Raw genomic sequence first — 26,913 nt, 5'->3', positions numbered from 1 at the left:
AACTAGGACCGGTGGAAGAGGAAGGTGGACAGCAAGTGCATCATGATGCCATGTCTGAGTATCTAGGACTATTCCTGGATGAGTTGGATGAGCAGCTTCAGATTCTGGATGAGCGTCTGCTCGAGCTGGAGAGGGATTCCGTTCAGCCGCATACGATCGGAACGATCTTCCGGGCGGCTCATACGCTGAAGGGCTCCTCGGCGGCGATGGGGCTGATCCGGATCAAAGAATTGACCCATCAGATGGAGAACATCTTCGATCTGATGCGCGGCGACCGGTTGAAGGCCAGCCAGACGCTGATGAATGTTCTGTTCGAATGCGTGGACGAGATCAAGGCGATGAAAACGGACATTCAAGCGGGCAAAGGGGAGAACGAACGGGATATCGGCGATTTGTTGGGCAGGCTCGCACCGTTCCTGCATCCATCGGCGACCGGTGAGACGGATGAACCGAATGCGAAGGCCTCAGCGCCGAGCGAAGCGGAGGCCAACACGCTGGAGGGTCCCGGCGTCGCGATCGACAGCTTCCATAGCAAGGCGATTTACCACGCGTGGGAGAAGGAATTCCAAGCCTTGCGAATCCGCGCCGAGTTCATGCCCGACGAAGCGTTCGCTTATGCCCGCGCGTTGGTCGTGAACAACGTGATGGATGAGCTGGGGGAAGTCATCGCGACCTATCCGACGTCCGAGGAGCTGGCGGATTCGAATGCCGAGTTCGGCTACGTCGAATTCCTTCTGCTCACGGAAGAGAAGGAGGAGGCCGTCAGCCAGAAGCTGTCCCAAATCTCGCAGATGGGTCCGATTCAAGTGAGAGCGATCGAACGGTCGGAGCTTGCCCCGGACCAAGCGCAACGCAAGCTGCGAGGAGCGGAATCCGCGCCGGGGGCGGCGGCTGCCGAGTCGAAGGCGGCAAGAAGCGGGCAGACGGTGCGGGTCGACGTCGAGCGGCTGGAGAAGCTGCTCAACCTGGTAGGAGAGCTGCTCATCGACAACACGCGCCTGCATGAGGTCCGCAAGAGGCTGTACGAGCAATACGGCGAACAGCCGGACATCAACGACCTTGGCGATATCGCCCATCAGATCGATAAGGTAATCGGCGAGCTGCAGGACGGCATGATGAAGACGCGGATGCTGCCGATCGAACAGCTGTTCAACCGTTTCCCGCGAATGATGCGGGACGTGGCCCAGCAGGTCGGCAAGGAATTCAACTTCGTGATGGAAGGCAAAGAAACGGAGCTGGACCGGACGCTCATCGAGGAGATCAGCGATCCGATTATCCATATTCTGCGCAATTCGGCGGACCATGCGATCGAGCCGCCGGAGGAGCGCCAGCTTCTCGGCAAGCCTAGGCAAGGCACGATCGTTCTGAAGGCTGCCCATCAAGACAATCAGATCGTGATCTCCATCTCGGACGACGGCAAGGGCATCGATCCGGCGAAGATCAAGGCGGCTTCCGTGGCCAAGGGGCTTATTACGCAAGCGGAGGCCGATAAGCTGTCGGATCAGGAAGCGGTGCGGCTGATCTTCCGTTCCGGCGTATCGACGGCGAAGCAGGTCACGGATCTGTCGGGACGCGGAGTCGGCATGGATATCGTAAGGGCGCATATCGAGCGCTTGAACGGTCTGGTGGACATCGAGACGAAGGTCGGCAGAGGAACGACGTTCACGATCAAGCTGCCGCTTACCCTGGCGATCATTCGTTCCTTGCTGGTCGGAGTCGAGGAGCACTCGTTCGCGCTGCCTCTCGTCAACGTCGTCGAGATCGTGAGACTGGAGCCGGAGCAGCTGCAGAATCTGCAAGGGCAAGAGGTATGCGTCATTCGGGGCTCCGTCTTCCCGCTTATTCGCTTGTCGGACAAGCTTGGGCTTGGAAAAAGGAAGGATACCGTCTCCGAAGGAAGGCCGCTGGTCGTCATGATCGGCGTAGCGGAGAAACGGGTCTGTCTCGCGGTGGATCGGACCATCGGTAACCAAGAGATCGTCATCAAGTCGCTTGGCAGCTACGTGGGCCAAGTGCCTTATCTGGCAGGGGCAACCCTGCTCGGAGACGGACGAATCGGCTTGATTCTGGACGCCGCGTCGTTCTGCCGCGAGGATCACTTGGACTTCCAGCAAGAAGAGGAACTGCAGGACGCCGAAGCGGCGATCGCGGGAAGCGAGGAGCAATATGTCTCCTTCCGCATGGAGCGGGAGCAATACGCCATACGCGCCGGCAAGGTTCGGGAGATCATCACGGCGCCTTCGCTGTCTACGATCGCGGCTTCTCCGAACGGCGTCATGGGCATGATCCATCTGCGGGGCCGGACCGTGCCGGTCATCGATCTGAGCCGCGGCTTGGGTCTTGGCCCGCGGTCGAGGCAGGATTCATCCAGAATCATCGTGATGGAGCTGGACGGGCAAGAGCTCGGCATCTGGACGGACGAGATCGGGGAGATTCTTCGAATCGGGAAGAAAGCGATCGAACCGGCCCAAGAGGTTCTGCCTACCGTGCAGTCCGACTGGATCGAAGGGGTTTATCACGATGGCGGGCAAATGATCATTCTGCTCGGAATCGACAGAAGGCTGCCGGGCATGGATGGTTCTCTCACGATTAGAGAATCGTTGTTGTCCTTCTGATGGACACCCGCCTTTATCTCGCTATAACCGATAACTAATCTTACAGGCACAGAAGGGGTGCGCACCATGAAGATGACGATTCGCAAGAAACTGTTAGGAAGCTTTATTATCGTATTGGCTCTGATGGTCGTAATTACAGGTCTTTCTCTCATGCAAATGAACAATATCGGCAGCAATTCCAAGGAAGTTCGGGACAGATGGATGCCGGTCATGTCGAACATGTCCAAGTTTACTCCATCGGTCATCGAGGCGCGCAGGATCGTGCTACAGATCGCCGTGGAGACGAATCCGGAAGAAAAGGCGACTCTGAAGCAATCCCTCGATTCCACGCTTACGGGGATCCAGAGCTTGCGGAAGGAACTGGAATCGCTGATACAGAGCCCGGAAGCCAGGGAAGTCTACAGCTCCTTCAGCAAGGACTACGACGTTTACAATGAGTCCATTCCCGCTATCGTCGAAGCGGCGATGAAGTCCGACAACTCGGACGAAGTGACTAATCTGCTGGCCCAGACGCAATCCAACTACACCAATGCCATGGCTCAGATCGGACAACTTCTCACGACCGCTATTACCAAGTCTACGGCGGCCACGAACGATTCGGTCGATGCGGTCAATTCCAGCCGATTGATCGTCCTGATTCTAAGCGCCGTGGCGATCGCTCTCGCCCTGATTCTCGGCTTGTGGATCTCGCAGCTTATCTCCGCGCCGCTGCGCAGGATCGCCGAGCTGCTGAAGAAGGTGGCGACGGGCGATCTGACGGAGAAGTCGACGATCCGCCTGAAGGACGAGATCGGGCAGGTATCCGATTCCGTCAATGAGATGATCGACAACCTTCGCATGCTCGTCGGCAACCTCTCTACTTCTTCTCACAACGTGGCGGCCGCTTCGGAGCAGATCTCCGGCTCCTCCCAAGAGATCGCCAGCAGCGTGATGGACCAAGCGAGAAACGTACAGAGCATTAACGAGCTCATTCGCGAGTTGTCCAGGGCTATCGAATCCGTCGCAAGAAGCGCGGAGGAAGCGGCTTCTCTGTCCGACAGCACCCGCCAAGGAGCGGTCGAAGGCGGCAAGGTCGTCGGGGAATCCCTGCAAGCGATGGACCAAGTGGGGGATGCGATGTCCCATCTGAGAGAGGATTCCGACAAGATCGGCGACATTCTCGAGGTCATCGCGGACATCGCCGAACAGACGAATCTGCTGGCCCTGAATGCGGCTATCGAAGCGGCTAGAGCGGGAGAGCAAGGCCGCGGATTCGCGGTCGTCGCGGACGAGGTTCGCAAGCTTGCGGAGAGAAGCTCTTCGGCCACGAAGCAGATCGGCTCCATTATCAAGGGAATGCAGAGCAACACGATCCATAGCGTGGAAGCGGTAGAGAAGGCCGTCCTGCTGTCCCGCCGCACCGGAGAAGCGTTGGACGGCATTATCGCCAGCGCCAACGAGACGGCGCAGCAGGTGGCGGAGATCGCAGCGGCAAGCGAAGAGCAATCGGCCCAGTCGGAAGACGTCCTGCATTCGATCGAGACGATCTCGGCAGCCAGCGATCAAGTAGCGGCCGCTTCGGAGCAAACCTCGGCTTCGACGGTATCCCTGGCTCACCTGGCGGAAGAACTGCAGAAGAACGCGCTGGCGTTCAAGCTGTAAGCGGAAGGCGAGGAAGACGCGATGAGCGCAACGACCGATCAATACGTGAAGCTGGAGGTCGCCGGCCAGCGGTATGCGATTCGAATCGAAGAGATCGGCGAGATCATCAAGCCTCAGCATGTTACGGCGATTCCCGGAAGCAAACCGCATATTCTGGGGGTCACCAACGTGCGGGGGAACATGGTGCCGATCGTCAGCTTGAGGTATCAGATGGGGATCGAGGAGACGGAGATGACTTCCATGGCAAGAATTATCGTCGTCGATCACCGCGGAGAGCAAGTAGGGGTAAAGGTGGACGGAGTGTCGCAAGTCGTTCAATTGACTTCGGTGCAGCCCGCCGAGGGAGCGCAAGCGATGAGGGACGGCTTCAACTGCGAAGGAATCGGACACACGGAAGAAGGCCTGCTCGGCATCCTGAGTCTATCCCGCATATTGGAGGGACAAGCATGGCTCGAATCCTGATCGCCGACGACGCGCCGGTCATGAGAGAGCTGCTCTCGTCCCTCTTGATCAGAGGCGGTCACGAGATCGTCGCGGAGGCCGGCAACGGCCTGCAGGCCGTGGAGCTCTATGTTCGGCACCGGCCGGAACTGTTGACGATGGACATCTCCATGCCGGTAATGGACGGAATCACCGCGATTAAGCAAATTCGAGAGGTGAATCCGGAGGCGAAGATCATCATCTTCTCCGCTCTCGGGCAGCAGTCGATGATTGCCGAAGCGATTCGCGCGGGCGCGTGGGATTTCGTCACCAAGCCGTTCTATGAAGGCCGGGTGTTGGACGTCGTGTCGAAGGCGCTTGCTCATTCTTAATATTCAACGGCAGCAGCCACGCCGCTAGCAGCGGCAGGCGGCTGCTTTTTTTGTTATTCGGAATGCCATAAATTTCACGCTCGTCTATTTCGGAATAACCTCCGCAAAGCTTCTTTAGCGTCCGGAGGACGCCGCAGGCGTTTTTGCTTGCGTGGAATAATTTCCTTCCTTTTCCTCCATATTATCATTAACTCGCGCGTCGCCGCGCGTGCCTATCTTGAGAGAAAGGCGGGAGCCGTCATGCAGGCCACAAGCCAGCAGCAGCTTGCATCAGCGGTCATTCTATTTCAGTTGGGAAGCTCTCCGCTGTTTCTTCTTGCCGGACCGGCCAAGGGGGATGCTTGGATCGCGGTGTTCGTCGGAATGCTGGCCGGGGCGGTGCTTCTCCTAACGGCGACGCTGCAGATTTACCGCAAAGAACCGAACCTGTCGCTGATCGAGCTTCTGCCGAAGTATTTCGGCCGCGTGCTTGGAACGGCGATCGCCCTCGCCTACATTTTTTATTTCACTTATAAATCCGTGCGCAATGTCAGGGAATTCGGCGATCTGTTGAATGCATTCCTCCTGCCCAATACGCCGCTTGTCTTCCTTTTGTTCATGGTAGTGCTTCTCTCGGCTTACGCCGTGTATCATGGCGCGGACGTTTTTTTTAGGCTGACGGAGCTGGTCCTTCCTTGGATCGTATTCTTCTACGCGTTGGTTATCTGTTTCGTGCTGTTAACCAATCTGGTTCACCTTGAGAACATGGAGCCGGTGCTGGAGCGAGGACTGAAGCCCGTCGTTGCCGCAGCCTTGCCGGAGCTTATCTCTTTCCCTTTCGGAGAGATGGTGCTGTTCCTCATGTTCTGGCGAATGACCGATTCGGTATCCCGAACCTTCCGCACGACGATTATGGCATTCCTCTTCGCGGGACTGTTTCTCGTCATCGCCAATGCTCTGATCCTATCGGTGCTGGGCAAGATGTCTTTCTTTACCGTGATTCCCCTGCTGCAGATGACAAACCTCATTAACGTCGGAGGAATCGTGGAGAGGCTGGATCCCATTATCCTTCTTTTGTTGTTCACGGGGGTTTATCTGAAGCAAACGGCTTATTTCCTGGGAGCGGTGCTTGCTTTGTCCCAGCTCTCCGGAAGCAAGTGGAGAAGGTGCATCCCGCCGATCGGCATTCTTATTTTCGCCGGAGCGCTTGCTTTCCGCAGCTATATGGAACAAGTGAGGATCGGGTTTAAGCTGAACCTCAATTATCACTTTCCGATCTTCCAGATCGTCATTCCTTATCTGATCTTGGCCGTTATCCTGATTCGATCCTTCAAATCCCGAAGAGCGGAGAACTAATGGTATGAGATGGTTTGGGCAATTGCTTCCTTTCTTCCGTTCCTCAGGCCGCTCCCAACAAGGCCGGCGGAAGGCGCAACACTCGTCCTCCGGAGCCGGGCAGGGTCCTGCCCGATCCGCTGATCTGAATGCCGCGCTGTCCCGAAGCTTGAAGAAGAATCTCGCAGATGTACGAAGGCTGCTTGGCGACAGCGCCGACCTGACGGTCAGGGAGATTGGAGGGAGCGAGGGAGACAGCGTAGCCGCCGTTCTGTACCTGGAGAGCATCGTCGACAGCGAGCTGGTCAACCGGTATGTCATGACGCCGCTGATGGAGTGGACGGTCGGCAAGCTCACCGGCGACCGCATCGCCCATGTGCGGGAGAACCTGCCGGTCGGCCGGCTGCAAGAGCTGAATAAGATGGGAGACCTGGTTACTTATCTTCTGAACGGGTACTCCATTATTCTGACAGACGGCGTCGCCGCAACGTTCGCCGCGGCGACGACGGGCGGAGAGAGGAGGTCGGTGGAGGAGCCGAGCTCGCAGACCGTTACGAGAGGGCCGAAGGAGAGCTTCACGGAGAGCATCCTGACGAACATGACGCTCCTGCGACGCCGGATCAAATCGCCCGATCTTCGCGTCGAGAGCTTCACGATCGGAAGGAAGACGGGGACCTTCGTGAATCTGCTGTATCTCGAGGGAATAACGCTGCCTGCGGCGGTGAAGGAGATTCGGGACAGGCTTGCCAAGATAGACGTCGACAGCATCCTGGACAGCGGGTACATCGAAGAATTCATCCAGGAGGAGACCTGGACCTTGTTCCCTACGATCCAGAACACGGAGCGTCCGGATGCGGTGGCGGCCGGGCTGTTGGAAGGACAGGCCGCGATTATCGTAGACGGAAGTCCCTTCGCTCTGCTCGCTCCGTCCAGCTTCGTGAAGTTCTTCCAATCGAGCGAAGACTACTATTCGAGGTACGATATCGCTTCCTTCCTGCGAATCATTCGATATATCTCCTTCCTCGTCTCGATTCTGCTTCCGTCGCTCTATATCGCCATAACGACCTTCCATCAGGAGATGCTGCCGACTCCGCTGCTGATCAGCCTTGCCTCGCAGCGGGAAGGCGTCCCTTTTCCGGCGCTTGTCGAGGCTCTGCTCATGGAGCTTACCTTCGAGGTGCTCCGGGAAGCCGGGGTCCGAATGCCCCGCGTCGTCGGTCCCGCGATCTCGATCGTCGGCGCCCTCGTGCTGGGGCAGGCGGCCGTACAGGCCGGGCTTGTCTCCGCGGCGATGATCATCGTCGTCTCCTTCACGGCGATCGCGAACTTCGTTATCCCCACGACGAACATGTCGGCGGCGGCGCGGCTCATCCGCTTCTTCATGATGATCCTGGGAGGAACGCTGGGCTTATTCGGGATCATGTCCGGCCTTATGGTGCTGCTCATCCATCTGGTGAGCTTGAAGTCCTTCGGCATTCCGTACATGACCCCGTTGGCGCCGTTTATCTGGAACAATATGAAAGACGTTCTCGTAAGAGTGCCGTGGCCGATCATGAAGAAACGTCCGATGGTATCCGGCCAGCATAACGCGACAAGGCAAGCCGACTCGATGAGAGTTCCTTCCGGTTCGGACCGCAAACGGGAAGGGGGAGACCGATGACGCCCAGCCTAACGAAAGCGCAGTGCACGGCGCTCGTGGTGATGGTCATCTCGCCGACGGCGCTGCTTATCGTGCCGAAGACAGTGATGGGCTATGTGGCTCAAGATGCCTGGATCTCGCTGATCCTCTCCGCCTGCGCCGCGTTTATCGCTGCCTGGATGCTGGGGCGGTTCGCCGCCGAAGCGAAGAGCGGGGTTCCTTTTCCCAAGTGGCTGAATGAATCGTCGGTCCGTTATCTCTCGCCGGTGGCAGGGCTTCTGCTCGCGGCTTACTACTATTCGGTTGCCTCGACCTCTCTTCACGAGTTCACCACTTTTATCTCTGTGGAAGTCCTGGGGACGACGCCCAAGATCGTGCTCAAAGGAGTGGCCGTTCTCGTTCTGATGTATGCCGCGGCAAAGGGGATTGCTCCGATCGCCAGAATCTCCTTCTTGGTCTTGGCGGCCTCGGGTCCGCTGTTCTTGCTGTCGACCCTGCTGCTGCTGAACATCATGAACTGGCATAAGATCCTGCCGATTGCCGATCACGCCTGGAATCGAATTCTGCTTGGCGGAATAACGCCTCTCGGCTGGTTCTCGGAAGTTGCGATCGTGCTGCTGCTAGCTCCTCACATGCTTCGGCCGAAGGAAGTCACGAGCAGCGCCGTATGGGGAGTTGCCTTGGTAGGCATAGAGCTGACCGTGACGGTTCTTCAAGCTTTGTTCGTCTTCGGGCCGAATCTGGTGCAATCCATGGAATACTCGTCCTTCGAGCTGGTGGGCTTAATCGAAGTGGGCAACTTCATCGAGAGGGTGGAAGCCTTCTTCTTCGCGTTCTGGATGATGACGGCCTTCCTCAAGCTTAGCTTGTTCTTCTACGGGGCGATCCATCTGCTCGAGACGACTCTCAAGCTGCCCTTCTCCCGCTCGCCGCTACTGGTCGCGATGGGAATGCTGCTGTGGCTGGACACGGCCTTCAGCTGGCCCCACGACATGAACCAGGATCTCACCACGAATACCAACACGGTCGTGCTCCTGGTCTTCAATCTCGCGCTGCCGATCGCACTGGCCGCTCTCTACTGGCTGGCAGGGGGAACCAAACCATCCAAAGGAGGGTCCGACGCTTGAAACAAGGGGTCAAGCTGCTGGCGCTGCTTCTGCTATTAAGTCTGACGGGCTGCTGGGACCGCACCGAGCTGAATGAGCTGTCCATTACTTCCGCAACGGCGATAGACCGGAAGGACGACCGATGGATCGTCTCCTACCAAGTGCTGATCCCGTCCGTCGTGTCCGGAGCGATGGGGATGAAAGGGGGAGCCCAGCTTCCCATCACGGTCTATTCGACAGAGGGACCGACGATTCGCGAGACCATTTACCAGAGCACGCTGGAGAGTCCGCGCACTCTCTTCTTCTCTCACAACCGGGTGGTCATCATCGGGGAGGAGCTGGCCAAGAGCGGCGGATTGGAAGAGTTGATCGATGTCTACTTCCGCAACTCCGATTCCCGCGAGACCGTCGCCGTGCTGATCACCAAAGGGGAAGGCCGCCGAATCCTGGAGCAGCTTATGCAGATCCAGATCATTCCGGGAGACGGCATCCGCGAGACGATCAGGACGGAGAGGAAGGACTTCTCCGCGCTTCCATTTATCAACATGTATAAGCTGGCGATGGAGATGACTTCGGAAGCGAAGAATGCCGTCATCCCCGAGATCTACATCTCCGGAGGCGCCCCGGTGACCTCTGCGGACCAGATGAACAAGACCACGATGACCTCCAAGCTTAAGCTAGGCAGGCTGGCGGTATTGAGGGAAGGGAGGCTGGCCGGCTGGCTGGAGATCAAACAAGCTCTCGGCGCCAACTTTCTGAGGAATCAGGTGAAATCGACGGTAATGTCCTTGGGATGCGGGAAGGGGGAGAGCAGCAAGGAATCCGCGATCAAGATTATCAACGCCTCGACCCGGGTCAAGCCCGTCCTGCAAGGCGAAGGCGAGCCGATTAGGATGAAAGTGGACATCAAGGCGGAAGGAACCTTGCTCGAGACGAATTGCAAAGCCGATCTGGATAAGCCCGATACCATTAAGGGCATAGAGAAGCAATTAGAGGGAGAGATCTCCGAGGTCGTGCGGAACGGATTCGAAGAGACGCAGAAGCTTAAGGCCGATATCGTCGGCTTCGCGGATCTCATCCACCGCAAGCATCCGAAGCAATGGAAGAAAATGAAGGCGGACTGGCCGGAAAGGTATTCGCAGATCCAACTGGAGACCAAAGTGGACTTCACGCTCAAGCGTCTTGGCCTGACGAGCAAGTCGTTCAAGAAAATGATCGAAGAGGGGGATGATTCGTAATGAAGCTGATCCTGGTGCTGGCCGGCTTCGCGATCGTGCTCCTCCGGGGATGGGCGAAGATTGCGAATTCGGGCGAGGGAGGGCTGAAGAAGGGAATGGAGAAGGCGCTGTTTACGGCAATCATCGCCGTCAGCGCCTATATCGCCATTGCCGGGATGCGATCCTGGCCCGTCTGGACTCCGGTCCGGTTCTTCCGCGCCGGGTTCGTTCCGCTCGGGCGATGGCTGGAGTGGGTATTGGGAAGCGAATGAGCCTCCTTTTCTACTTCAGAGCAACCAAATGAACGAGCTGGGGAGTAGCCATTACCTTGATCACTCCGTGCGCTTTGTCGTATTCGAGCTTGCCGGAGCCCGCCTCCGCATGGGGAGAAGATCCGAGGACGTAGAACATGTCGTCGGCCAGCGTGCGGATGCAGACGTCCCGCTCCGGCTTCGCCAGTTCGTTCCATTCCTCCGGGGTCATCTCGAAGGTCTCGTAGCAATCGGGAATATCCTCAAGAGCGCGCGACAGCTCATCCAGAATCTCGTCGTATGGCCGGGAATATCGAATCGCCATGGCATACACTTCCTCTCATCGTGTCATTATACCTTATTAGCCGGATTTTAAGACGTGAACGCGTGCAAGTCAAATCGGGATCTTCTTTTTTATGGTTGGCAAATCAGCTATAATAGGTGAATTGCTAGTACCTAGACCGGATCGATCCCAGGAGATGATATGATGACGACAGGACAACGATGGCGGATGTTCTTCTCCAAGCCGTTTGTCTTCTTTACCATTCTGATGATGCTCAAAATCTATCTGGCGCACTACGTCATCTTCGAGAACGAGAATGCTTGGATGCCGCTGGTGACCGGATTGCCTGCCGTCTGGTTCGTGTTTAGCCTGGTGGAGCTCCTCTTCCCGAAAAAGAAGCTCGGCGCTTATACGATAGCGAATCTGCTAATGACCAGCGTCTACTTCGCGGTCATTATGTATTATAAGTATTTCGGCGTTATCGTAACCTATCATGCGCTTCAGCAGATGAATCAGGTAACCGAAGTCAAGGGAAGCGTATTCTCCCTCTTGCATCCTTACTTCTTATTGGTCTATGTCGATATCGTTCTTATTTTCATAGCGTTGGTATCCAGCAGAAAAATGCGGGCTTGGGGACGCAAAGCGGCGGTTCGGGAGCGGAGCGGGTACTTCATCGCGATCGGAGCCCTGGCCATCGTAGCTTGCGTTTGCACCGTCTTGCCGAATAGAAGCAGCATGAACGAGCTGGTCCAGGCCAGGAACATGGGCATTCTGAATTACGAAGTCTATGTGGCATTCGGAACCTCGAAGGACGAACCGGTCGATGTCAGCGAGATTACCCCGGCTTCTGTTGCGGCGCTTAAAGGCGAGCAGGAACCGGCTTCGCCGGCTTATTGGGGAGCGGCGGAAGGCAAGAATGTCATCATCATTCAGCTCGAGGCGTTCCAGAACTTCCTGATCGGGATGAAGCTGGACGGGCAGGAGATTACCCCGAACATGAACAAGCTGGCGGGAGAGAGCCTGTACTTCAATCACTTCTTCCAGCAGGTCGGACAAGGGAATACCTCGGATGCCGAATTCGTCGTAAACACTTCCTTCCTGATTCCGCAGCACGGGGCGGCTTCCTCGGAGTATGCGGACAAGGAGCTTCCGAGCATGCCGAGAACGTTCGGCGAGAATGGTTACGACACGGCCACGTTCCATACGAACGACGTGGAGTTCTGGAATCGCGGAGAACTGTACAAGGCTTTGGATTGGGGCCACTATTACGATAAGAAGTTCTTCGGCGACGAGGATACGGTTATGTTCGCGGCGTCCGATGAGGTTCTCTATTCCAAGACGGCTGACGAGCTCGCGAAGATGCAGGCGACCGGCAAGCCGTTCTATACGCAGGTTATCTCCATGTCCGGGCATCATCCGTTCAACCTGCCTCAGCGCAAAGCGAAGATGGAGCTGCCGGACCGCTACAAGGGCACGCTGGTCGGGCATTACATTCAGGCTCAGAACTATGCGGACTGGGCGCTCGGGCAATTCATCGACAAGCTCAAGGCGAACGGAGTCTGGGACAACAGCCTGGTCGTGATTTACGGGGATCATATGGGTCTGCCGATCTATTCGCTCACCTCCGACGAGAAGAAGCTGATGAAGGAGATTTACGGCCGGGATTATCAGGTTCAGGACATGATGAACATTCCGCTCATCCTCAAGCTCCCGGCTCCTGCCCCGGGCGAACCGGCGGTCGAGCCGAAGGTGCTCGAGCAAGTGGGAGCGCAATCCGATCTGTTCCCGACGATCGCGAACCTGGCGGGCATCCCGCTTGACGATCACGTTCTGTTCGGGCAAGATATCCTGAACGAGACGAGCAACGTGATTCCCGAGAGGTACTACCTGCCGTCGGGCTCGTTCCTTAATGACGAGGGCGTGTTCATTCCGGGCAAGGAATTCGAAGACGGCACGTTCTCCACATTCGCGGGAGAGAAGGCGGAGGGAGCGACATCGGAGCAATATGAGCGGGCGCTGGAGCTGCTCAGCATGTCTGACGCGTATGTTCGGTCGCTTCCGAAGCATCAATAAATAGTTGAAGGCAGCAAAAATAGCGGCATCGGGGGCGATCCCCGTGCCGCTATTTGTCATTTATGGCGCATTTCCGCTTTCTTGGGGAAGCCAGTAAGCTGCACAGCCCTCACTCTAAGCTCTAAGGGAACCAGGGGCCCTTATTTCCCCGGGAATCGGCCTTTTACAAATCTAACGGAACCAGGGGCTCTTATTTTAACGAGAACAGTTTGATTTGGCCACGAATCTCCGTTTAAGCGTCTCTTATTTCCGTTAAATCCTAAAGTCTGGTTTCTGGTGTCGCTAAAGGTCTCTCATTTCCGTTAGCGTTTACCCTGCCCTCGGGGCTATTCTAACGCGTAAATCCAAGGATATTCGGCAGCGGTCCGACATAATCTATTCCTGGCGGGTCTACCGCGATATGAAATTCCCGCGATGCGGGACTCAAGCGCGAATGAACAGCTTGCGGTAATGCTGCTTGACCTCCTCCTTGGTGAAGCCCATATCGCCTCGCATCTGCAGGTAGGCAACGGGGCTCAAAGAGCATAGGACGGTGTGCGAGAGGAAAGACGGGCAGTTGGGTTCCTCCGGGCCGCAAGTCGCCTCGGCCAACGAGGAGATCGTGTCCTTCAGGTGTAGATAGATCGGCGACCGGAAGAACGCGCTGCTGTCCTTCTCGCTGAGATAGACATTGTGCAGGGGGATCAGGAGCTGCGACTTCTCTTCGATGAAGTCCACCAGAAGATCGAGGACGGCTCCGAATCTCTCGCTGGGAGAGGCATCGGCAAGCTTGCCGAGGGTAACCTCGATCTCTTCCATGAGCGCGCGGTTCGTATCCTCCATCAAGTCCGAGCACAGTTCTCCCTTATGAGCGTAACGGCGATACAAGGTGCCTTGGCCGATTCCTGCGGTCTTGGCGATCTGGTGCATGCTTACTTCGCTTACTCCGTACGTTTTAAACAAATTCTTCGCCGTCTGCAGAATCAGCTTGCGATTGTCGGCGGCATCGGATCGTTCCCGGCATACCCGCATGGGTCTCCCTCCTTGGCATCTTATTTAACGTTACTAATTATTGACATGCGGACAATTGTCCGCTACTATCGAATCTAAACGGACAATTGTCCGCATATAGAAGCGTGCCTTCATGCAGCGCCTCCGTATGTCCTTATTTTATCGCGGCCGCGAGGCGGCGGTCAACGATGGATAGAGGCGGCTGCCATGAGCGGGCAAGCGATCCTTAAGGGAGAGTGGTAAGAAACCATGTCAGCGCAAGCGAAGCAAGCAAGCTCGGGACCATCCGGTTCGATTCGTTCCATCATCGGGCCATTGGTCGCGATTATTGTCGGATTGTTCATGGTCATACTGGACGGAACGGCGGTCAATGTCGCCATTCCTAAACTGCAAGATGAATTCAACGGTTCCCTGTCGCTCGTTCAATGGACGGTCACCGGATACGCGCTCGCGCAAGCGGCTATCATTCCTCTGGCGGGATGGTTATCCGACCGGTTCGGCGCCAAGAGAGTGTTCCTTATCTCGGTCGCCATGTTCACGATTGGCTCCTTGCTGTGCGCCTTGGCCAATTCCGCGGAGCTTCTTATTCTGTTCCGGGTTCTGCAAGGGATCGGAGGCGGCGTCGTGATGCCGATCTCCATGGCGTTCATCTATCGTCTCGCCCCTCCGGATAAAGTCGGCGCCGTCATGGGAATGATGGGCATTCCGATTCTTCTGGCTCCGGCGCTCGGACCTGTACTGGCAGGCTGGTTAGTCGATTATGCCGCTTGGAATTGGATTTTCCTGATTAACCTGCCTATTGGCGTGATTGCCGTCCTGATCGGAATTCGCAGCTTGCCGAACATCGATCGGCAGTCGGTTGCTTCTTTGGATCTATTCGGGATGCTGTTGGCTCCCCTGGCTTTCGCGGCTTTGTCTTATGGGGTTACCGAAGGAGCGACAAGCTGGACGTCGACCAAGACGCTCGTCGGAATCGCGGTCGGGATCGCCGCCTTGCTCGCCTTCATCGTTGTCGAGCTTAGGCACCGGAATCCGTTGCTGGAACTCAGGGTATTCGCCTCCGGCAACTTCTCTAGAGGGATTATCGTTCAGTGGGTGTCCCAATTTGCCTTGTTCGGAACGTTCTTCCTCGTTCCTATCTTCCTCCAGACGGCCAAAGGCTATTCGGCCTTCGATACCGGACTGATCATGTTGCCGCAAGCGATCGCCTCCGGCATCTTCATGCCGATCGGCGGCAGGCTGTCCGATCGCTTCGGGGCGCGTCCGCTTGTCCTGTCCGGCATGACGCTGGTCGTCATCGCGGCGTTCTTCCTGTCGCGCATTGAAGCAGGCGACGGCAACCTGGCGGTCATGGTTCCGCTTGCTCTGCTCGGAGCGGGAATGGGATTGTTCATGATGCCGCTTAATACGCATCTGATCCAATCCGCGCCGCAAAATCTGGTCGGTCGCGTAACCTCGTTGACGAATGCCTTCCAGCAAGTTGTTTCTTCCCTCGCGGTCGCTACCTTGACGACGATCTCCGGCAACAAGGTGAAGGATCTCGCCGAGGCGCATCAATCGGCGCCGAACTTGGAGGATTGGACGTCCGCGTTCAGCTATACGTTCTTTATTCTGATCTTTATCGGAATCGCGGGCGGCATCCTCGCTATGCTTCTTCGGAGACCGAAGGTCGATCCGAACGCCGAGAAGTCGAACGAGGTTCATATGATGGTCGGATGATGGTCGGATGATGGTCGGATGAAAATATAAAAAGCCCGAATGGGCTCTGAAAATTGGTCGACCCCTGTCAGGAAAATCCTGCAGGGGTCTTATTATGCGTTTAAGCGCAACCGCGCGATTCTTCCTGTTCTCAACACGAAGACAACGATAGCCCTACCTCTCGATCGTTCTTGCGGTTCCTTGGACCGCTCCAGTGAGAATTCGTGCTCTTCCAGCAGCCGTATGGAAAAAGGATTGTGTGGGGAAAGGGAGGAATTCATTCACCCCATCAGAGGAAACATCAGAGGGTTACACTTAACTAAATGATTATTTTACTCGCTCATTGTTAGATTGTCAACGGTTGTGAAGGCGGGGATTTGGGGAGAATCGCAGTGACAACCGTGCCGCGGCCCGGGACCGATTCGACTCGGGCGCTGCCGCCGACGCCGCGGGCCCGCTCCTCCATGCTGAACAAGCCGACGCCTTGCCGTTCCGGCAGCGGCTCGAACCCGATGCCTTCATCCTCGATTCGGGCGTGGATATCCGTGTCCGTCTCCCAGACGTCCGCCTTCGCCTCCAGCACCTTCGCGTACTTGCCGACGTTCGTGAGGGCTTCTTGGACGATGCGATAGAGGGCCGTCTCGACGCGGCGGTCGAAGCGCATCGACAGCTTGCAGGAGAGCCGAATCTGAATGCCATAGTGCTGGGTGAACAGCTCGGCATAGCTTCGCAGCGCCGGAGCGACGCCAAGGTCGTCGAGAACGGAAGGGCGAAGCTCCCAGGCGAGGCTTCTCACATCCTGCATGAGGGACGTGACGTCATCGCGCAGGTTCTCCAGATCCGGAGCGTGATCCGGTTCCGCGATCAACCGGTCGAGCTGGATCGCCAAGCCGAAGAGGCTCTGTCCGATCCCGTCGTGAAGCTCGCGGGAGAAGCGCTTGCGCTCTTCCTCCTGGATATGCATGACGCGGGTCATCATCCGCTGGAGCTCGGCCTCCGCTTTCTTGAGCGGTGTGACCTCGTTGCGAATGGCAAGGAATTGATTGGGCTCCCCGTTCTCGTCGAAGAAGGGAACGATGGTGGTGTACACCCAATAATAGGAGCCGTCCTTCGCCTGGTTGCGCAATTCTCCGCGCCATACTTGGCCGGAGAGGATCGTATCCCAGAGCTCGCGGAAAAAAGCCTTGCCGTGAAAGCCGGAGTTGACGATCCGGTGATCGCGCCCGATAAGTTCATCGCGGCCGTATTGCGAGATCTCGCAGAATTTGTCGTTCACGTATTGAATCTTGCCGCGCCGGTCGGTAACGGCCACGATGGACGATTCGTCCAAGGCCAGCTTCAGGCGGGTCAGATGCTTGAGCATCTCCCGGAGGTCTTCCCTTGCCAGATCTACGGCGGGGTCGTTCAACTGGGCGAGAAGCTCGCCCGCCTTGCGTCCGATCGGATTAAGCGTCAAAGTTCAACAGTCCTTTCTTCAGCGCGTATTTGACGAGATCGGGGCGCGTGCGCAGCCCGAGCTTCTCCATGACATGGGCCTTGTGGGTCTCCACGGTCTTGACGCTGATGATCAGGTTCTCGGCGATGTCTTTGTTGGAATAGCCTCTCGCGATCCAGGCGAGCACTTCCTTCTCCCGTTCGGAGAGCGACTCGTAAGCATCCGAATGGTCTCCGTTCTTGATGCGGTCCATATATTCGTTCATCAGCCGCTTCGTGGCGGTGGGGTATAGGTAAGCATTGCCGGAATAGACCGATTCGATGGCGGCCAGCAGTTCCTCATGCGGAGCGCTCTTGAGCACGTAACCGGATGCGCCGGCGTGGATCGCTCGGAATAAATATTCGTCGTCATCATGCATGGACAGCACGAGAACGCTGGCGTTCGGCAGCAGCTTCTTGAGCTCCGCCGTCGCGCTGAGCCCGTCGCGGCCATGCGGCATGCTTAGGTCCATGAGAATGACGTCGGGCTTAAGCTCGGTCGCCAGCCGGATCGCTTCGTCGCCGTCGGCGGCATCTCCGACGACCGACAGATGGCCCTTGGCGTCCAGCAGCATTCTCAGTCCGGATCGGACGACGGCATGATCGTCCACTAGCAGGATCCGAATCAATAGAGTTTCCCTCCCTGGGTGTTCCTTCTATATCTCTATCATACCAATTATCCTTCGTTCTGACGATTATCCAGCGTAGGGATTTTCTCCTCCCGGGCCATTGTCTGCATCGCCAGCCCGAGGGCGGCGGAGAATTGCTGGACGCTCTTCAACTGCTCTCTCGAGAAAACCCGTTCCTCGCGTGAGCCGGCAAGCAGAACTCCCTGAGGGATGTCCTTGATCACGATCGGACAAGCGATCGCGGAGATCAGTTGCTCGACATGCATCAAAGCCGAATCCTCGCGCTGCCTGTCGCTGTCCGGGTGCTCTCCGTCGATGACGAGCGTTCTCCCGATCCGGGGGACGGATCCTTCGATGCCTCTTCCGACTCTAATGGAGAGGGAGCGGAATCTCTCGTCCCGACAGCCTGATGCGGCCCACCACTCCCATCGTAAATCGCGGGCGCGCCGCCAGGATACGGCAGCGACGTCTAATTGAAGCCGTTCGCGCAGAACGGACAGTTCCTTCTCGACAGACTCCTTTTCCCATTTCAATGTATTCACCCCGCAGACGGTATGCCTTTCTTCATTCTAATCCTTCCCATTCCTGCTGTAAGTCGGGGAAAACCCTTATTTTCCTCTCAGGCCCGAAGTGGATTTCCCCCATAGTAAAATTAAGGATTTCCGCCTCCGGATTTCAGGAATCCTCCCGATGTGGATCCAGGCGGGACGGGAGTATGATGGAATCAAACAGAAGGGAGCGAGAAACCATGATGAACTGGTTAAGAACGAATCGCTTTGCGGCAGGCTTGCTCATGTTGGTGAGGTTCTATCTAGGCTGGAAATGGATCGACGGGGGCTGGCACAAGCTTACGGACGGCTTCCATGCGGGCGGCTTCCTGGGCAACGCGGTCAATAAGCCCGTGCTGGAGATGGGCACGGATCACGCGCTCTATCCGAACTACGTCTACTTCCTGAAGCACTTCGCGGTACCGAACGTGAAGCTGTTCGACGTCCTGGTTCCGTGGGGGGAATTCCTCGTCGGCCTCGGCTTGATCCTGGGGGCGCTCACGACGGCGGCGGCCTTCTTCGGAATCCTGATGAACTTCATGTTCCTGCTGGCGGGTACCGTATCGACTAACCCTTGGCTCATCCTGTTCGGCGCAATCGTCCTGATCGCCGGCGCGAACGCTGGCAAATTCGGGGCCGACTACTACCTGCTGCCTTTCCTGAAGAAGACGTTCCGCCAGCTGATCGGCAGGTTCGGCAAGCATAAAGGGCAGACGCCGCAAACTCCGGTAACTCCTATCGGGCGCAAAGGCGCAGCCAGCTAAAGCGATTGAACGATAAGACAGGGCAAAGACGGACGGCGGATCTCGCCGCTCCGTCTTTTGTCATGCCGGTCCTCCGGGCTTCGGCTTCTTCGGCCTTTCTGTTGCTTGAACCGGGGAGCGCGGAGGGGAGGGAGTGCACTTGCTCCAGCTGTTGACGCCTGGGTTATGCCTTGTTATGATGAGAGTATAAACGCGCGTTCACGCTCGAAAAAGGAGTCGCCTCATCCGTGAGAAAGTCGGAGATTAGCTCGCAGGAGATCGCGCGGCTGGCTGGCGTATCGAGAAGCACGGTCAGCCGCGTGATCAACAATTATTCCAATGTCCCTCCCGAGACCCGAGAGAAAGTCATGAGGATCATCGAGGAGCATCATTACGTTCCGAACATGTCCGCGCAGGTGCTGGCGGGCAAGCGGACGCGAACGCTTGGATTGTTCTTGGTAGAGCCGGAGAAGGTAGGCGGGGACAGCTTGACCAACATGATGCTCGCGAGCGTCATCGAGAACGCGTCGCAGCGAGGGTATTACGTCCTGACCTCTATTATTCGGGATACGGAGGATCAAGACGGCGTTCGCGGAGTGAAGGATATTTTCTACCAGCGCCGCATCGACGGGGGGATCTTCATCGGTTCGGCGAAAGAAGAACCGTTCCTTGAGCAGCTGATAGACGAAGGTTATATCGTCGGCCTGTTCGACCAGCGGCTTCGCGGACGGAGCGAAACGAACCGGATCGTCGCCAACTTCGACAACGACGAGGGCATGAGGCTCGCGGTGGAATACCTCCTCTCCCTGAACCACAGGAAGATCGGCGTGGTGACGGGAGACCTGAATCGTCTCTCGGGTGTGACGAAGCAGGAAGGCTTCCTGGCGGCGATGAGGAAAAGCGGACTGCCGGTGAACGAAGAATGGGTGATCCCCGGCGGCTTCCACGAATCGAACGGATACGAAGCCATGCAGGCGTTTCTGCGCTCGGGGAAGCCCCTGCCTTCCGCCATTATCATGGCGAACGACAGCGTCGCCTTCGGCGCGATTCGCGCGATCCGGGAGCGCGGGCTTGAAGTCCCCGGAGATCTCTCGGTCATCGGCTTCGACGACCATGAGCGCAGTTCCAGCTTCGAGCCGCCGCTGACGACGTTTAAGGTGGATTTCGGAATCATGATGAAGCGATTGACCGAGGCGGTCTTGGAGCGTATCGAGAACGAAGAGACGGAGAGTTACGAATTCACGGCCGGGTACGAGCTGATCGCTCGCGACTCTTGCCGAAAGCTATAGAGGTGCGGAACGATGAAAATATTGATTACGGGAGCGGGAAGAGGACTTGGATTTGAGCTGGCGGCAGCTGCGGTTCGAGAAGGGCATTCGGTGGTCGCATGCATTCGCGATGCGTCTCGGCCAAGCGCGGATTTGAAGAAGCTGGCCGACGCGTATCCCGACCTCATGCGGATCGAGGCATTGAACCTGTCGGGAGAAGAGGGGGCGGAACGTCTAGCGGCCAAGCTGCGGGAGGAAGGAATCTTCCTGGACGCTATCGTGAACAATGCCGGAATCCTGAAAGCCAGAGAGGAAGGAATCGAATCGCTGCGTCTGGAGGATGTGCGCGATACGCTCGAGGTGAACCTCATCGGTCCCATGGCGGTGTCGAAGCATATGATTCCTCTGATGAGAGCAAGCGACGGAGGGGTGATCGCGAACGTCTCCTCGGAAGCGGGAAGCTTCTCCGGGGCCTACGGCGGCGATTATCCCTACGCGATCTCGAAGTTGGCTCTCAATATGTTCACGAAGCAGCTGAACGAAGAGATGAAGCCGAGAGGGCTTCGGGCGATTGCCGTTCATCCGGGCTGGATGCGAACGGATATGGGCGGAAGCTCGGCTCCGCTGTCGGCAGGAGACAGCGCGCTCGGCCTGCTGGGCATCATCGCCGGGAGAATCCGGCTGTCGGACGAGCTGATCTTCGTCGATTACCTGGGACGTCCCATGCCTTTATAAAGACGATTCGTGTATAGCCTCCAAGGCCGTTCTCCCGGCTTTGGAGGCTGTTTAGCGTTTGGATAGCTATTGGATAAGCCGTCCGTTCGACCGCCCGTTCGAAACGGTTGAAACGTCCAAACCGTTGATACGTATTAACGTAAGGAAGTTTTGCAGGAATAGGTTTGAAGGTGGTGGGATTGACATTCGACCGGCTGTTCGATAACATTTTGCACGTGCTGGCGCTGTTGGAGAGAATGCCCAAGCAAGAGATGGACAAGCTGTTCACTAGAGAATGACACAATGTTGAAGGAGTGGAGTCATGCGAAGCATTATCAAGTTCTCGTTAAATAACAAATTCGCTTTATGGATGATCACGGTCATCGTACTCGTCGCCGGTTTGTATTCCGGCATGAATATGAAGCAGGAGAGCATGCCTAACCTGTCCCTGCCTTATTTGAGCATCACCACGATTTATCCGGGCGCGGCTCCGGAAGGAGTCGTCGAGAACGTGACGGCTCCGTTGGAGCAGAAGCTTAAGAACGTCGAAGGCGTGAAGAACATCACCTCGACCTCGCTCGAGAACGCCTCGTCGATCATGATCGAATTCGACTTCGGCCAGAATATGACGACGGCTACCAATAACGTGAAGGAAGCGATCGACGGGGTGAAGCTCCCGGAAGGCGTGGAAGCTCCCTCCGTCGCCAAGTTCTCCATCAACTCCTTCCCGGTTATCTCGCTTAGCGTAGCCGGCGGAGGCAGCCTGGAGGAATTGACGAAGATCGTCGAGGACAAGATCGCTCCGGAACTGGAAGGAACCGAGGGCGTCGCGTCGGTCACCATCTCCGGCCAGTACGTCAAGGAAGTTCAGCTTACTTATAAGAAGGATAAGCTGGCGGCGCTGGGCATGAACGAAGATACGGTTACCCAACTGATCAAGGCTGCGGCCGTGAAGGTTCCGCTTGGGATCTTCGAGCTGGGCAAGACCGAGAAGTCGATCGTCGTGGACGGTCGGGTCGCGACGGTCGACGACCTGCGCAGCCTGCCGCTTCCGGGCGGACTCAAGCTGAGCGACGTCGCCGACGTCGAGCTGACCGGCTCCGCGGAATCGATCTCCCGGACGAACGGCCAGGAATCGATCGGCATTCAGGTCGTGAAGGCGAACGACGCCAACACGGTCGACGTGGTAAACGCCGTCAAGGATGTCAGCAAAGACCTGGAGAAAGAGTATTCGAACATCGACGTCGAAGTGCTGCTGGACCAAGGCAAGCCGATCGAGCAATCGGTCAGCACGATGCTGGACAAGGCGATCTTCGGGGCGCTGTTCGCGGTCATTATCATTCTGCTGTTCCTTCGCAACATCCGTTCGACTCTGATCTCGATCCTGTCGATCCCGTTGTCGCTCGTCATCGGCCTTCTGGTTCTGAAGCAGTTCGACGTGACGCTTAACGTCATGACGCTGGGCGCGATGACGGTCGCGATCGGACGCGTCGTGGACGACTCTATCGTCGTTATCGAGAATATCTATCGAAGGATGTCCCTATCCGGCGAGAAGCTGAAGGGCAAGGAGCTCGTGCTGGAAGCGACGCGCGAGATGTTCCTGCCGATCATGTCCTCGACCATCGTGACGATCGCCGTATTCCTGCCGCTTGCGACGGTCAGCGGCCTGGTCGGCCAGCTGTTCCTGCCGTTCGCTCTGACCATCGTCTTCGCGTTGCTGGCTTCCCTGCTCGTGGCGATCACGATCGTGCCGATGATGGCTCATTCTCTCTTCAAGAAGGGCATCAAGCCGGGCAAGGCCGTTCATCACGAAGACAAGCCGGGCAAGCTGGCTTCCGGTTATCGCCGTTTCCTGGCGGCTTGCCTGCGCCATAAAGCGATAACGTCCATTATCGCGGTCGTTGTCCTGCTGGCAAGCTTCATGCTTGTGCCGGTCATCGGCGTCAGCTTCCTTCCGGCGACGGAAGACAAATACATGGCGATCACGTACAGCCCGGCTCCGGGAGACCGTGTCGAGGACGTCCAAGAGCGCGCGCTCGTCGCCGAGAAGTATTTGTTGTCGCAAGCTGACGTTACGACGCTGCAATATTCCATCGGCGGAAGCGGCAATCCGCTCTCGCAAGGCTCGAACAAGGGCGGGCTGTTCTACGTTCTGTTCAAGGACGATACCAAGGACTTCGCGGATAAGAAGGAAGCGATCCTCGCCGATCTGCATTCCCAGATCAATGTCGGCGAGTGGAAAGAACTCGACATGTCCGGCGGCATCGGCGGCAATACCTTCAGCTTGAGCGTATACGGCGATAACCTGAAGGACATTCAGCCGGTCGTGGATCAGATCGCCGGCCTGATGGAGAAGAGCGATTCGTTCGAGAAGGTCGATACGAGCCTCGCGAAGACGTACGACCAATACACGCTAGTGGCGGATCAACAGAAGCTGAGCAGCTACGGATTGACGGCGGGGCAGCTCGCCATGGCGCTGGCTCCTACGTATAACCGTCCTGTCGTGACGACGGTCGAAGAAGGCGGCAACGCGTACAACGTTTACGTTCAAACGGACGATGCGGTCTATAACTCGATCGAGGATATCGAGAACGTCACGCTGCAATCTCCGACGGGCACGGCCGTTCCGATCAAGGAAGTGGCGACCGTCGAAGAAGGAACGTCGCAGAGCTCGATCGCCCGCGAGAACGGCCGCATGGTCGTGACTGTCGAAGCGGAAGCGACGGGCAAGGACGTCTCGAAGGCTTCCTCGGAGCTGCAGGATCAGATCGACAAGATGGATATTCCGGATAACGTAGAGGTCAGCTTCGGCGGCGTTACCGAGCAGATCAACGAGACGTTCACTCAGCTCGGTCTCGCTATCGTAGCGGCAATCGCTATCGTCTACCTGGTGCTCGTTCTGACATTCGGCGGCGCGCTGGCTCCGTTCGCCATCATGTTCTCGCTGCCGTTCACGATCATCGGCGGCCTTGTGGCTCTCTGGATCGCCGGAGAAACGCTTAGCGTATCGGCGCTCATGGGCGCGCTCATGCTGATAGGTATCGTCGTCACGAACGCCATCGTGCTCGTCGACCGCGTCATCCACAAGGAGAAGGAAGGCATGTCCACCCGCGAGGCTATTCTCGAAGCGGCCGGCACTCGCCTTCGTCCGATCCTGATGACGGCCTTGGCGACGATCGGCGCTCTGCTGCCGCTCGTTCTCGGCTTCGAAGGCGGATCCGGCATCATCTCCCGCGGTCTCGGGGTAACGGTCATCGGCGGTCTCGTCAGCTCCACGCTACTGACCCTGATTATCGTTCCGATCGCCTACGAGCTGTTGACGAAGCGCCGGAACAAGAAGGCTGCGGCGGCTAAGGCAGCAGGCGAAGCAACAGCCGAATAACATCGCGGCTATGCGCCGCAGCCTGATCGGAGGACGAATCCATGAACGACAAGAGGAAGCAGATTATCGAAGCGGCGCTGCGCTGCTTCTCCCGCAAAGGGTTCCAGGCCACCTCTATTCAGGAAATCGCCGACGAGCTGGGCATGGCCAAGGGATCGCTGTACTTCTACTTTAAGTCCAAGGAAGAGCTGCTGCTCTCCGTGTTCGCGCACTTCGCGGAACGCATGCTCCTCGGCATGTCCGAGCTGCCTCACGAGAGGCAGCTTCCTCCGAGGGAACGGCTCAGGCTGCAGTTGGAGCGAAGCTTCGACTCCATTATTCAGAATCGGCAGTTCCCGCTTCTGTTGATGCGCGAGCCGCTGATGGAGATGAAGCCGGAGCTCAAGAGAATCATGGCGGATATCCGTTCCCGTTCGCTCCGGTGGTGCCGCGATCATATCGAAACGATCTACGGGCCGGAGGCAGGCCCCTATGTATGGGATGGAGCGGCGCTGCTGAACGGCATGATGATGGAATACTACCGGGTGCTCTTGGTCGGGGAGCCTTCCTTCAACGAAGCCCGGCTCTCCCGCTTCTTCGTAAGCCGGTTGGACGATCTCATGCATGGACTTATCCGCGAGAAGGGAACTCCGCTCATGGGATTCGCGGATCTGATGGGCGTGAAGGAGTGCGGCGGCAGCGAGGAGGATCTCGCTTCGGAGCATCCGTCCGCGATTCTGCGGGAGCTTTGGCGACTAGCGGAAGCGGAGGGAAAAGACGCGCAAGGCTCGGAGTCTTACGAGGATCTTGTGTCCGCTCTAACGCTTCTGGAGGAGGAGCTCGGCAAGCCGGTTCCGGATCGGGTCATCGTTCGCGGGATGGTCTCCCTCCTCAAAGAGAGGGCAAGCCCTTCCCGAATGAGATTGCTGGAACGGCTGGAGCGTCGAACGCGGGGGCCTTATTGACCTAATCGCAGCAAGTCGATGATTTCATACCCTATATTGGAAAAGACGGCAGCGCATCATCCGCGAGGGAGAGCGCTGCCGTCTTTTTTTTGCTAATTATGCTAGCGAAAGCCATTACTCCTGATTCAAGCGGCGCATAAGGCGAATCAACTGGCCCGTCTCTTCCCCAAGCCCGGAGAAGAAGGACCGGTCCGCCGCCTCGACGGCCCGAACGGCCCGGGAGGCGAGCTCGCTTCCCGATGCCGTCGTCGTGATGATCTTCGCCCTCGTGTCCGACGGATGGGGCGCCCGCTTGATGTAGCCGCGCTGCTCAAGCGACCGCAGGACCTGCGAAGTGACGTTGACGTCGACCTTCGCGTGCTGCGCCAGTTGGATCTGCGTCACGCCAGTGCCTTCCCGGTCGTTCAGCCACTGGCACGAGAAGAGCAGCACGAACTGAGGATGCGTCAGCCCGAGCGGCTCGAGCGCTCGCCGAATCTCCCTCTGCCAGCTATTCGTGACCTGCCACAGCAGAAATCCCGGACTTTCATTCGATTCCCGATATTCCGAGCTCATGTTGTCCTCCCCGCATAGCCTCCGCTATCGTTCGGTAATCCTCGCGCGAGATCTCGAAGTGCCCCGTTCGGAAGGGGTATCCCCAATTCCGCTGGCCTCGCGTGAAGGATAGCCGGTCGAGCAGGCCGCCGATCTGTACTTCCTTACACCGAGTATAGCGAATATCTCGCCGGAACGGTACAAAGGATTCGGACATGCGGTATTCGTAGACACGCTCGTCGACGACCTGGCCTATGGCGGTAAAAGCTCTCAGCGGTTCACCGTCCGGATAAGAGGAGCGCGGCGAGTAGTAGATAAGCCAATCCCCGGCCCGCATACGCCGCAGCGGAGCCGACTTGCCGTGGCACAGTTGGGCGTAGCCCCCGCTTACGCCCAGCTTCACGTGAGCGGCCGAGACGACGCCGATCCAATAACGCGTCTCCTCTTCCGGAGCATCAGCCCTCATGGCCGAGGTTCCCTTCTACCGCCATCGCCGCCAGCGTCTCCATATTCTGCGGGATCGCATGCGAGAAGTGCTCGATCATCTTCGGCCCGATCCGATCCGCGTCAGGACCCGCGATCACCACCTTGTGGCGGATGCTCAAGCCGTTCGACGTCGGCGTCAGATCATGGAAGAAGCGGATCTCCACATCCATGCCGGGCATAAGCGTCACATCGGCGAACCCGACCAGCGGCTCGACCTCCGTCAGCTCGAACGGCAGCAACGCCTGCCCTTGCGGCTGCATCGTGCCGCGCGAGCCGACGGCGAACGGCCCTTCCAGCGTTGCCTCTGCGATGTGGCCGTTATGCCAAGACGTCCAAGTCGTCAGATCGGTGTACAGCCTCCAGATGGCCTCCGCCTTTGCCTTCGTCTCGATCGCGTGTTCGAATTGCCACATGATCCATCACCTCATTTTTGTATTTGCTTATATAATATGAGTACATATGATATGTGTCAATACGAAATAAGCAAAAAAGATGATTCCTGTGCCGGACAGGAATCATCTTCGTGCACCAATCCAATGTCGGATCAGAAGCC

At 57.4% G+C, this 26,913-nt stretch carries 24 protein-coding genes; 16 read left to right on the top strand and 8 right to left on the bottom strand.

Annotation, left to right across the window (positions count from 1 at the left end; all coding sequences use genetic code 11):
* Nucleotides 1-50: 50 nt before the first annotated feature.
* From ELR57_RS13840 to ELR57_RS13800, 9 genes are all read left to right on the top strand, one after another.
* Nucleotides 51-2,615 (top strand): chemotaxis protein CheW, encoded by a 2,565-nt coding sequence (locus tag ELR57_RS13840; RefSeq protein WP_126959667.1) that lies wholly within the window; start codon nucleotides 51-53, stop codon nucleotides 2,613-2,615.
* 66 nt (nucleotides 2,616-2,681) lie between these two features.
* Nucleotides 2,682-4,256: a methyl-accepting chemotaxis protein gene (locus ELR57_RS13835; protein ID WP_126959666.1), complete on the top strand. Its 1,575-nt coding sequence runs from the start codon at nucleotides 2,682-2,684 to the stop codon at nucleotides 4,254-4,256.
* 21 nt (nucleotides 4,257-4,277) lie between these two features.
* Entirely contained in the window at nucleotides 4,278-4,718 is a 441-nt protein-coding gene (locus tag ELR57_RS13830) for a chemotaxis protein CheW (RefSeq protein ID WP_126959665.1), read from the top strand.
* Nucleotides 4,703-5,068 carry a response regulator gene (locus ELR57_RS13825; RefSeq protein ID WP_126959664.1) on the top strand — a complete coding sequence of 122 codons (366 nt, stop codon included), beginning with the start codon at nucleotides 4,703-4,705 and terminating at the stop codon, nucleotides 5,066-5,068. The genes ELR57_RS13830 and ELR57_RS13825 overlap by 16 nt, the downstream gene beginning before the upstream one ends.
* Before the next feature lie 240 nt (nucleotides 5,069-5,308).
* Nucleotides 5,309-6,403 carry a GerAB/ArcD/ProY family transporter gene (locus ELR57_RS13820; protein WP_126959663.1) on the top strand — a complete coding sequence of 365 codons (1,095 nt, stop codon included), beginning with the start codon at nucleotides 5,309-5,311 and terminating at the stop codon, nucleotides 6,401-6,403.
* A gap of 4 nt (nucleotides 6,404-6,407) precedes the next feature.
* On the top strand, nucleotides 6,408-8,042 hold the full coding sequence (locus tag ELR57_RS13815) for a spore germination protein (RefSeq protein WP_126959662.1): 1,635 nt from the start codon (nucleotides 6,408-6,410) through the stop codon (nucleotides 8,040-8,042).
* Nucleotides 8,039-9,148, top strand: coding sequence for a GerAB/ArcD/ProY family transporter (locus tag ELR57_RS13810; RefSeq protein WP_126959661.1), 1,110 nt, complete (start codon nucleotides 8,039-8,041; stop codon nucleotides 9,146-9,148). The genes ELR57_RS13815 and ELR57_RS13810 overlap by 4 nt, the downstream gene beginning before the upstream one ends.
* Nucleotides 9,145-10,365 (top strand): Ger(x)C family spore germination protein, encoded by a 1,221-nt coding sequence (locus tag ELR57_RS13805; RefSeq protein ID WP_158630031.1) that lies wholly within the window; start codon nucleotides 9,145-9,147, stop codon nucleotides 10,363-10,365. Before ELR57_RS13810 ends, ELR57_RS13805 begins: the two co-directional genes overlap by 4 nt.
* Complete coding sequence (locus tag ELR57_RS13800; RefSeq protein ID WP_126959659.1) at nucleotides 10,365-10,616, top strand: hypothetical protein; 252 nt, start codon at nucleotides 10,365-10,367, stop codon at nucleotides 10,614-10,616. Before ELR57_RS13805 ends, ELR57_RS13800 begins: the two co-directional genes overlap by 1 nt.
* A 10-nt stretch (nucleotides 10,617-10,626) precedes the next feature.
* Here the strand turns inward: ELR57_RS13800 and ELR57_RS13795 are convergent, their stop codons facing one another.
* On the bottom strand, nucleotides 10,627-10,920 hold the full coding sequence (locus tag ELR57_RS13795) for a hypothetical protein (protein WP_126959658.1): 294 nt from the start codon (nucleotides 10,918-10,920) through the stop codon (nucleotides 10,627-10,629).
* A gap of 162 nt (nucleotides 10,921-11,082) precedes the next feature.
* On the opposite strand from ELR57_RS13795, the gene ELR57_RS13790 reads away from it, so the two are divergent.
* A complete protein-coding gene (locus ELR57_RS13790) occupies nucleotides 11,083-12,951 on the top strand; it encodes an LTA synthase family protein (RefSeq protein WP_126959657.1) in 1,869 nt (622 codons plus the stop codon).
* Nucleotides 12,952-13,374: 423 nt separating this feature from the next.
* Here ELR57_RS13790 and ELR57_RS13785 read toward each other — a convergent pair whose 3' ends face one another.
* Nucleotides 13,375-13,962 carry a TetR/AcrR family transcriptional regulator gene (locus ELR57_RS13785; RefSeq protein ID WP_126959656.1) on the bottom strand — a complete coding sequence of 196 codons (588 nt, stop codon included), beginning with the start codon at nucleotides 13,960-13,962 and terminating at the stop codon, nucleotides 13,375-13,377.
* A gap of 228 nt (nucleotides 13,963-14,190) precedes the next feature.
* Here ELR57_RS13785 and ELR57_RS13780 point away from each other — a divergent pair, with 228 nt between their 5' ends.
* Nucleotides 14,191-15,660, top strand: a complete 1,470-nt coding sequence (locus ELR57_RS13780) for a DHA2 family efflux MFS transporter permease subunit (protein WP_126959655.1) — start codon at nucleotides 14,191-14,193, stop codon at nucleotides 15,658-15,660.
* 325 nt (nucleotides 15,661-15,985) lie between these two features.
* On the opposite strand, the gene ELR57_RS13775 is transcribed toward ELR57_RS13780, so the two are convergent.
* From ELR57_RS13775 to ELR57_RS13765, 3 genes are read right to left on the bottom strand one after another with little or no spacing between them, the layout of a single operon-like run.
* Complete coding sequence (locus tag ELR57_RS13775; protein WP_370452273.1) at nucleotides 15,986-17,047, bottom strand: PAS domain-containing sensor histidine kinase; 1,062 nt, start codon at nucleotides 17,045-17,047, stop codon at nucleotides 15,986-15,988.
* Nucleotides 17,048-17,084: 37 nt separating this feature from the next.
* Nucleotides 17,085-17,741: a response regulator transcription factor gene (locus ELR57_RS13770; protein ID WP_126959654.1), complete on the bottom strand. Its 657-nt coding sequence runs from the start codon at nucleotides 17,739-17,741 to the stop codon at nucleotides 17,085-17,087.
* Nucleotides 17,742-17,788: 47 nt separating this feature from the next.
* The gene (locus ELR57_RS13765) at nucleotides 17,789-18,274 is read right to left on the bottom strand and encodes a GAF domain-containing protein (protein WP_158630030.1); all 486 of its coding nucleotides are present in this window, start codon (nucleotides 18,272-18,274) and stop codon (nucleotides 17,789-17,791) included.
* 215 nt (nucleotides 18,275-18,489) lie between these two features.
* Between ELR57_RS13765 and ELR57_RS13760 the strand changes: the two genes are divergently transcribed.
* From ELR57_RS13760 to ELR57_RS13740, 5 genes are all read left to right on the top strand, one after another.
* Nucleotides 18,490-19,053: a DoxX family membrane protein gene (locus ELR57_RS13760; RefSeq protein ID WP_192896571.1), complete on the top strand. Its 564-nt coding sequence runs from the start codon at nucleotides 18,490-18,492 to the stop codon at nucleotides 19,051-19,053.
* Between the two features lie 227 nt (nucleotides 19,054-19,280).
* A complete protein-coding gene (locus tag ELR57_RS13755; RefSeq protein WP_126959652.1) occupies nucleotides 19,281-20,321 on the top strand; it encodes a LacI family DNA-binding transcriptional regulator in 1,041 nt (346 codons plus the stop codon).
* A gap of 12 nt (nucleotides 20,322-20,333) precedes the next feature.
* Nucleotides 20,334-21,035: an SDR family NAD(P)-dependent oxidoreductase gene (locus ELR57_RS13750; protein WP_126959651.1), complete on the top strand. Its 702-nt coding sequence runs from the start codon at nucleotides 20,334-20,336 to the stop codon at nucleotides 21,033-21,035.
* 301 nt (nucleotides 21,036-21,336) lie between these two features.
* Entirely contained in the window at nucleotides 21,337-24,396 is a 3,060-nt protein-coding gene (locus ELR57_RS13745; protein ID WP_126959650.1) for an efflux RND transporter permease subunit, read from the top strand.
* Nucleotides 24,397-24,437: 41 nt separating this feature from the next.
* The gene (locus tag ELR57_RS13740) at nucleotides 24,438-25,340 is read left to right on the top strand and encodes a TetR/AcrR family transcriptional regulator (RefSeq protein WP_126959649.1); all 903 of its coding nucleotides are present in this window, start codon (nucleotides 24,438-24,440) and stop codon (nucleotides 25,338-25,340) included.
* A 114-nt stretch (nucleotides 25,341-25,454) separates the two neighbouring features.
* Here the strand turns inward: ELR57_RS13740 and ELR57_RS13735 are convergent, their stop codons facing one another.
* The 3 genes from ELR57_RS13735 to ELR57_RS13725 are packed head-to-tail and all read right to left on the bottom strand — an operon-like array spanning nucleotide 25,455 to nucleotide 26,773.
* Nucleotides 25,455-25,895: a MarR family winged helix-turn-helix transcriptional regulator gene (locus tag ELR57_RS13735; RefSeq protein ID WP_126959648.1), complete on the bottom strand. Its 441-nt coding sequence runs from the start codon at nucleotides 25,893-25,895 to the stop codon at nucleotides 25,455-25,457.
* On the bottom strand, nucleotides 25,867-26,340 hold the full coding sequence (locus ELR57_RS13730; protein WP_126959647.1) for an EVE domain-containing protein: 474 nt from the start codon (nucleotides 26,338-26,340) through the stop codon (nucleotides 25,867-25,869). The genes ELR57_RS13735 and ELR57_RS13730 overlap by 29 nt, the downstream gene beginning before the upstream one ends.
* Nucleotides 26,330-26,773: an SRPBCC family protein gene (locus tag ELR57_RS13725; RefSeq protein ID WP_126959646.1), complete on the bottom strand. Its 444-nt coding sequence runs from the start codon at nucleotides 26,771-26,773 to the stop codon at nucleotides 26,330-26,332. Before ELR57_RS13725 ends, ELR57_RS13730 begins: the two co-directional genes overlap by 11 nt.
* Nucleotides 26,774-26,913 lie beyond the last annotated feature (140 nt).

It is taken from the genome of Cohnella sp. AR92 (assembly GCF_003990975.1).
GTDB lineage: Bacteria > Bacillota > Bacilli > Paenibacillales > Paenibacillaceae > Cohnella.
Note: the sequence above shows the minus strand (reverse complement) of the source record. Positions and strands in the feature narration are given on the sequence as shown.

Coding starts and splice junctions, on each gene's coding strand:
- ELR57_RS13830 (WP_126959665.1), top strand. CDS start 4,278: ATGAGCGCAACGACCGATCAATACGTGAAGCTGGAGGTCGCCGGCCAG.
- ELR57_RS13790 (WP_126959657.1), top strand. CDS start 11,083: ATGACGACAGGACAACGATGGCGGATGTTCTTCTCCAAGCCGTTTGTC.
- ELR57_RS13735 (WP_126959648.1), bottom strand. CDS start 25,895: ATGAGCTCGGAATATCGGGAATCGAATGAAAGTCCGGGATTTCTGCTG.
- ELR57_RS13800 (WP_126959659.1), top strand. CDS start 10,365: ATGAAGCTGATCCTGGTGCTGGCCGGCTTCGCGATCGTGCTCCTCCGG.
- ELR57_RS13760 (WP_192896571.1), top strand. CDS start 18,490: ATGATGAACTGGTTAAGAACGAATCGCTTTGCGGCAGGCTTGCTCATG.
- ELR57_RS13825 (WP_126959664.1), top strand. CDS start 4,703: ATGGCTCGAATCCTGATCGCCGACGACGCGCCGGTCATGAGAGAGCTG.
- ELR57_RS13750 (WP_126959651.1), top strand. CDS start 20,334: ATGAAAATATTGATTACGGGAGCGGGAAGAGGACTTGGATTTGAGCTG.
- ELR57_RS13740 (WP_126959649.1), top strand. CDS start 24,438: ATGAACGACAAGAGGAAGCAGATTATCGAAGCGGCGCTGCGCTGCTTC.
- ELR57_RS13815 (WP_126959662.1), top strand. CDS start 6,408: ATGAGATGGTTTGGGCAATTGCTTCCTTTCTTCCGTTCCTCAGGCCGC.
- ELR57_RS13780 (WP_126959655.1), top strand. CDS start 14,191: ATGTCAGCGCAAGCGAAGCAAGCAAGCTCGGGACCATCCGGTTCGATT.
- ELR57_RS13785 (WP_126959656.1), bottom strand. CDS start 13,962: ATGCGGGTATGCCGGGAACGATCCGATGCCGCCGACAATCGCAAGCTG.
- ELR57_RS13795 (WP_126959658.1), bottom strand. CDS start 10,920: ATGGCGATTCGATATTCCCGGCCATACGACGAGATTCTGGATGAGCTG.
- ELR57_RS13725 (WP_126959646.1), bottom strand. CDS start 26,773: ATGTGGCAATTCGAACACGCGATCGAGACGAAGGCAAAGGCGGAGGCC.
- ELR57_RS13745 (WP_126959650.1), top strand. CDS start 21,337: ATGCGAAGCATTATCAAGTTCTCGTTAAATAACAAATTCGCTTTATGG.
- ELR57_RS13820 (WP_126959663.1), top strand. CDS start 5,309: ATGCAGGCCACAAGCCAGCAGCAGCTTGCATCAGCGGTCATTCTATTT.
- ELR57_RS13840 (WP_126959667.1), top strand. CDS start 51: ATGTCTGAGTATCTAGGACTATTCCTGGATGAGTTGGATGAGCAGCTT.
- ELR57_RS13835 (WP_126959666.1), top strand. CDS start 2,682: ATGAAGATGACGATTCGCAAGAAACTGTTAGGAAGCTTTATTATCGTA.
- ELR57_RS13730 (WP_126959647.1), bottom strand. CDS start 26,340: ATGAGGGCTGATGCTCCGGAAGAGGAGACGCGTTATTGGATCGGCGTC.
- ELR57_RS13810 (WP_126959661.1), top strand. CDS start 8,039: ATGACGCCCAGCCTAACGAAAGCGCAGTGCACGGCGCTCGTGGTGATG.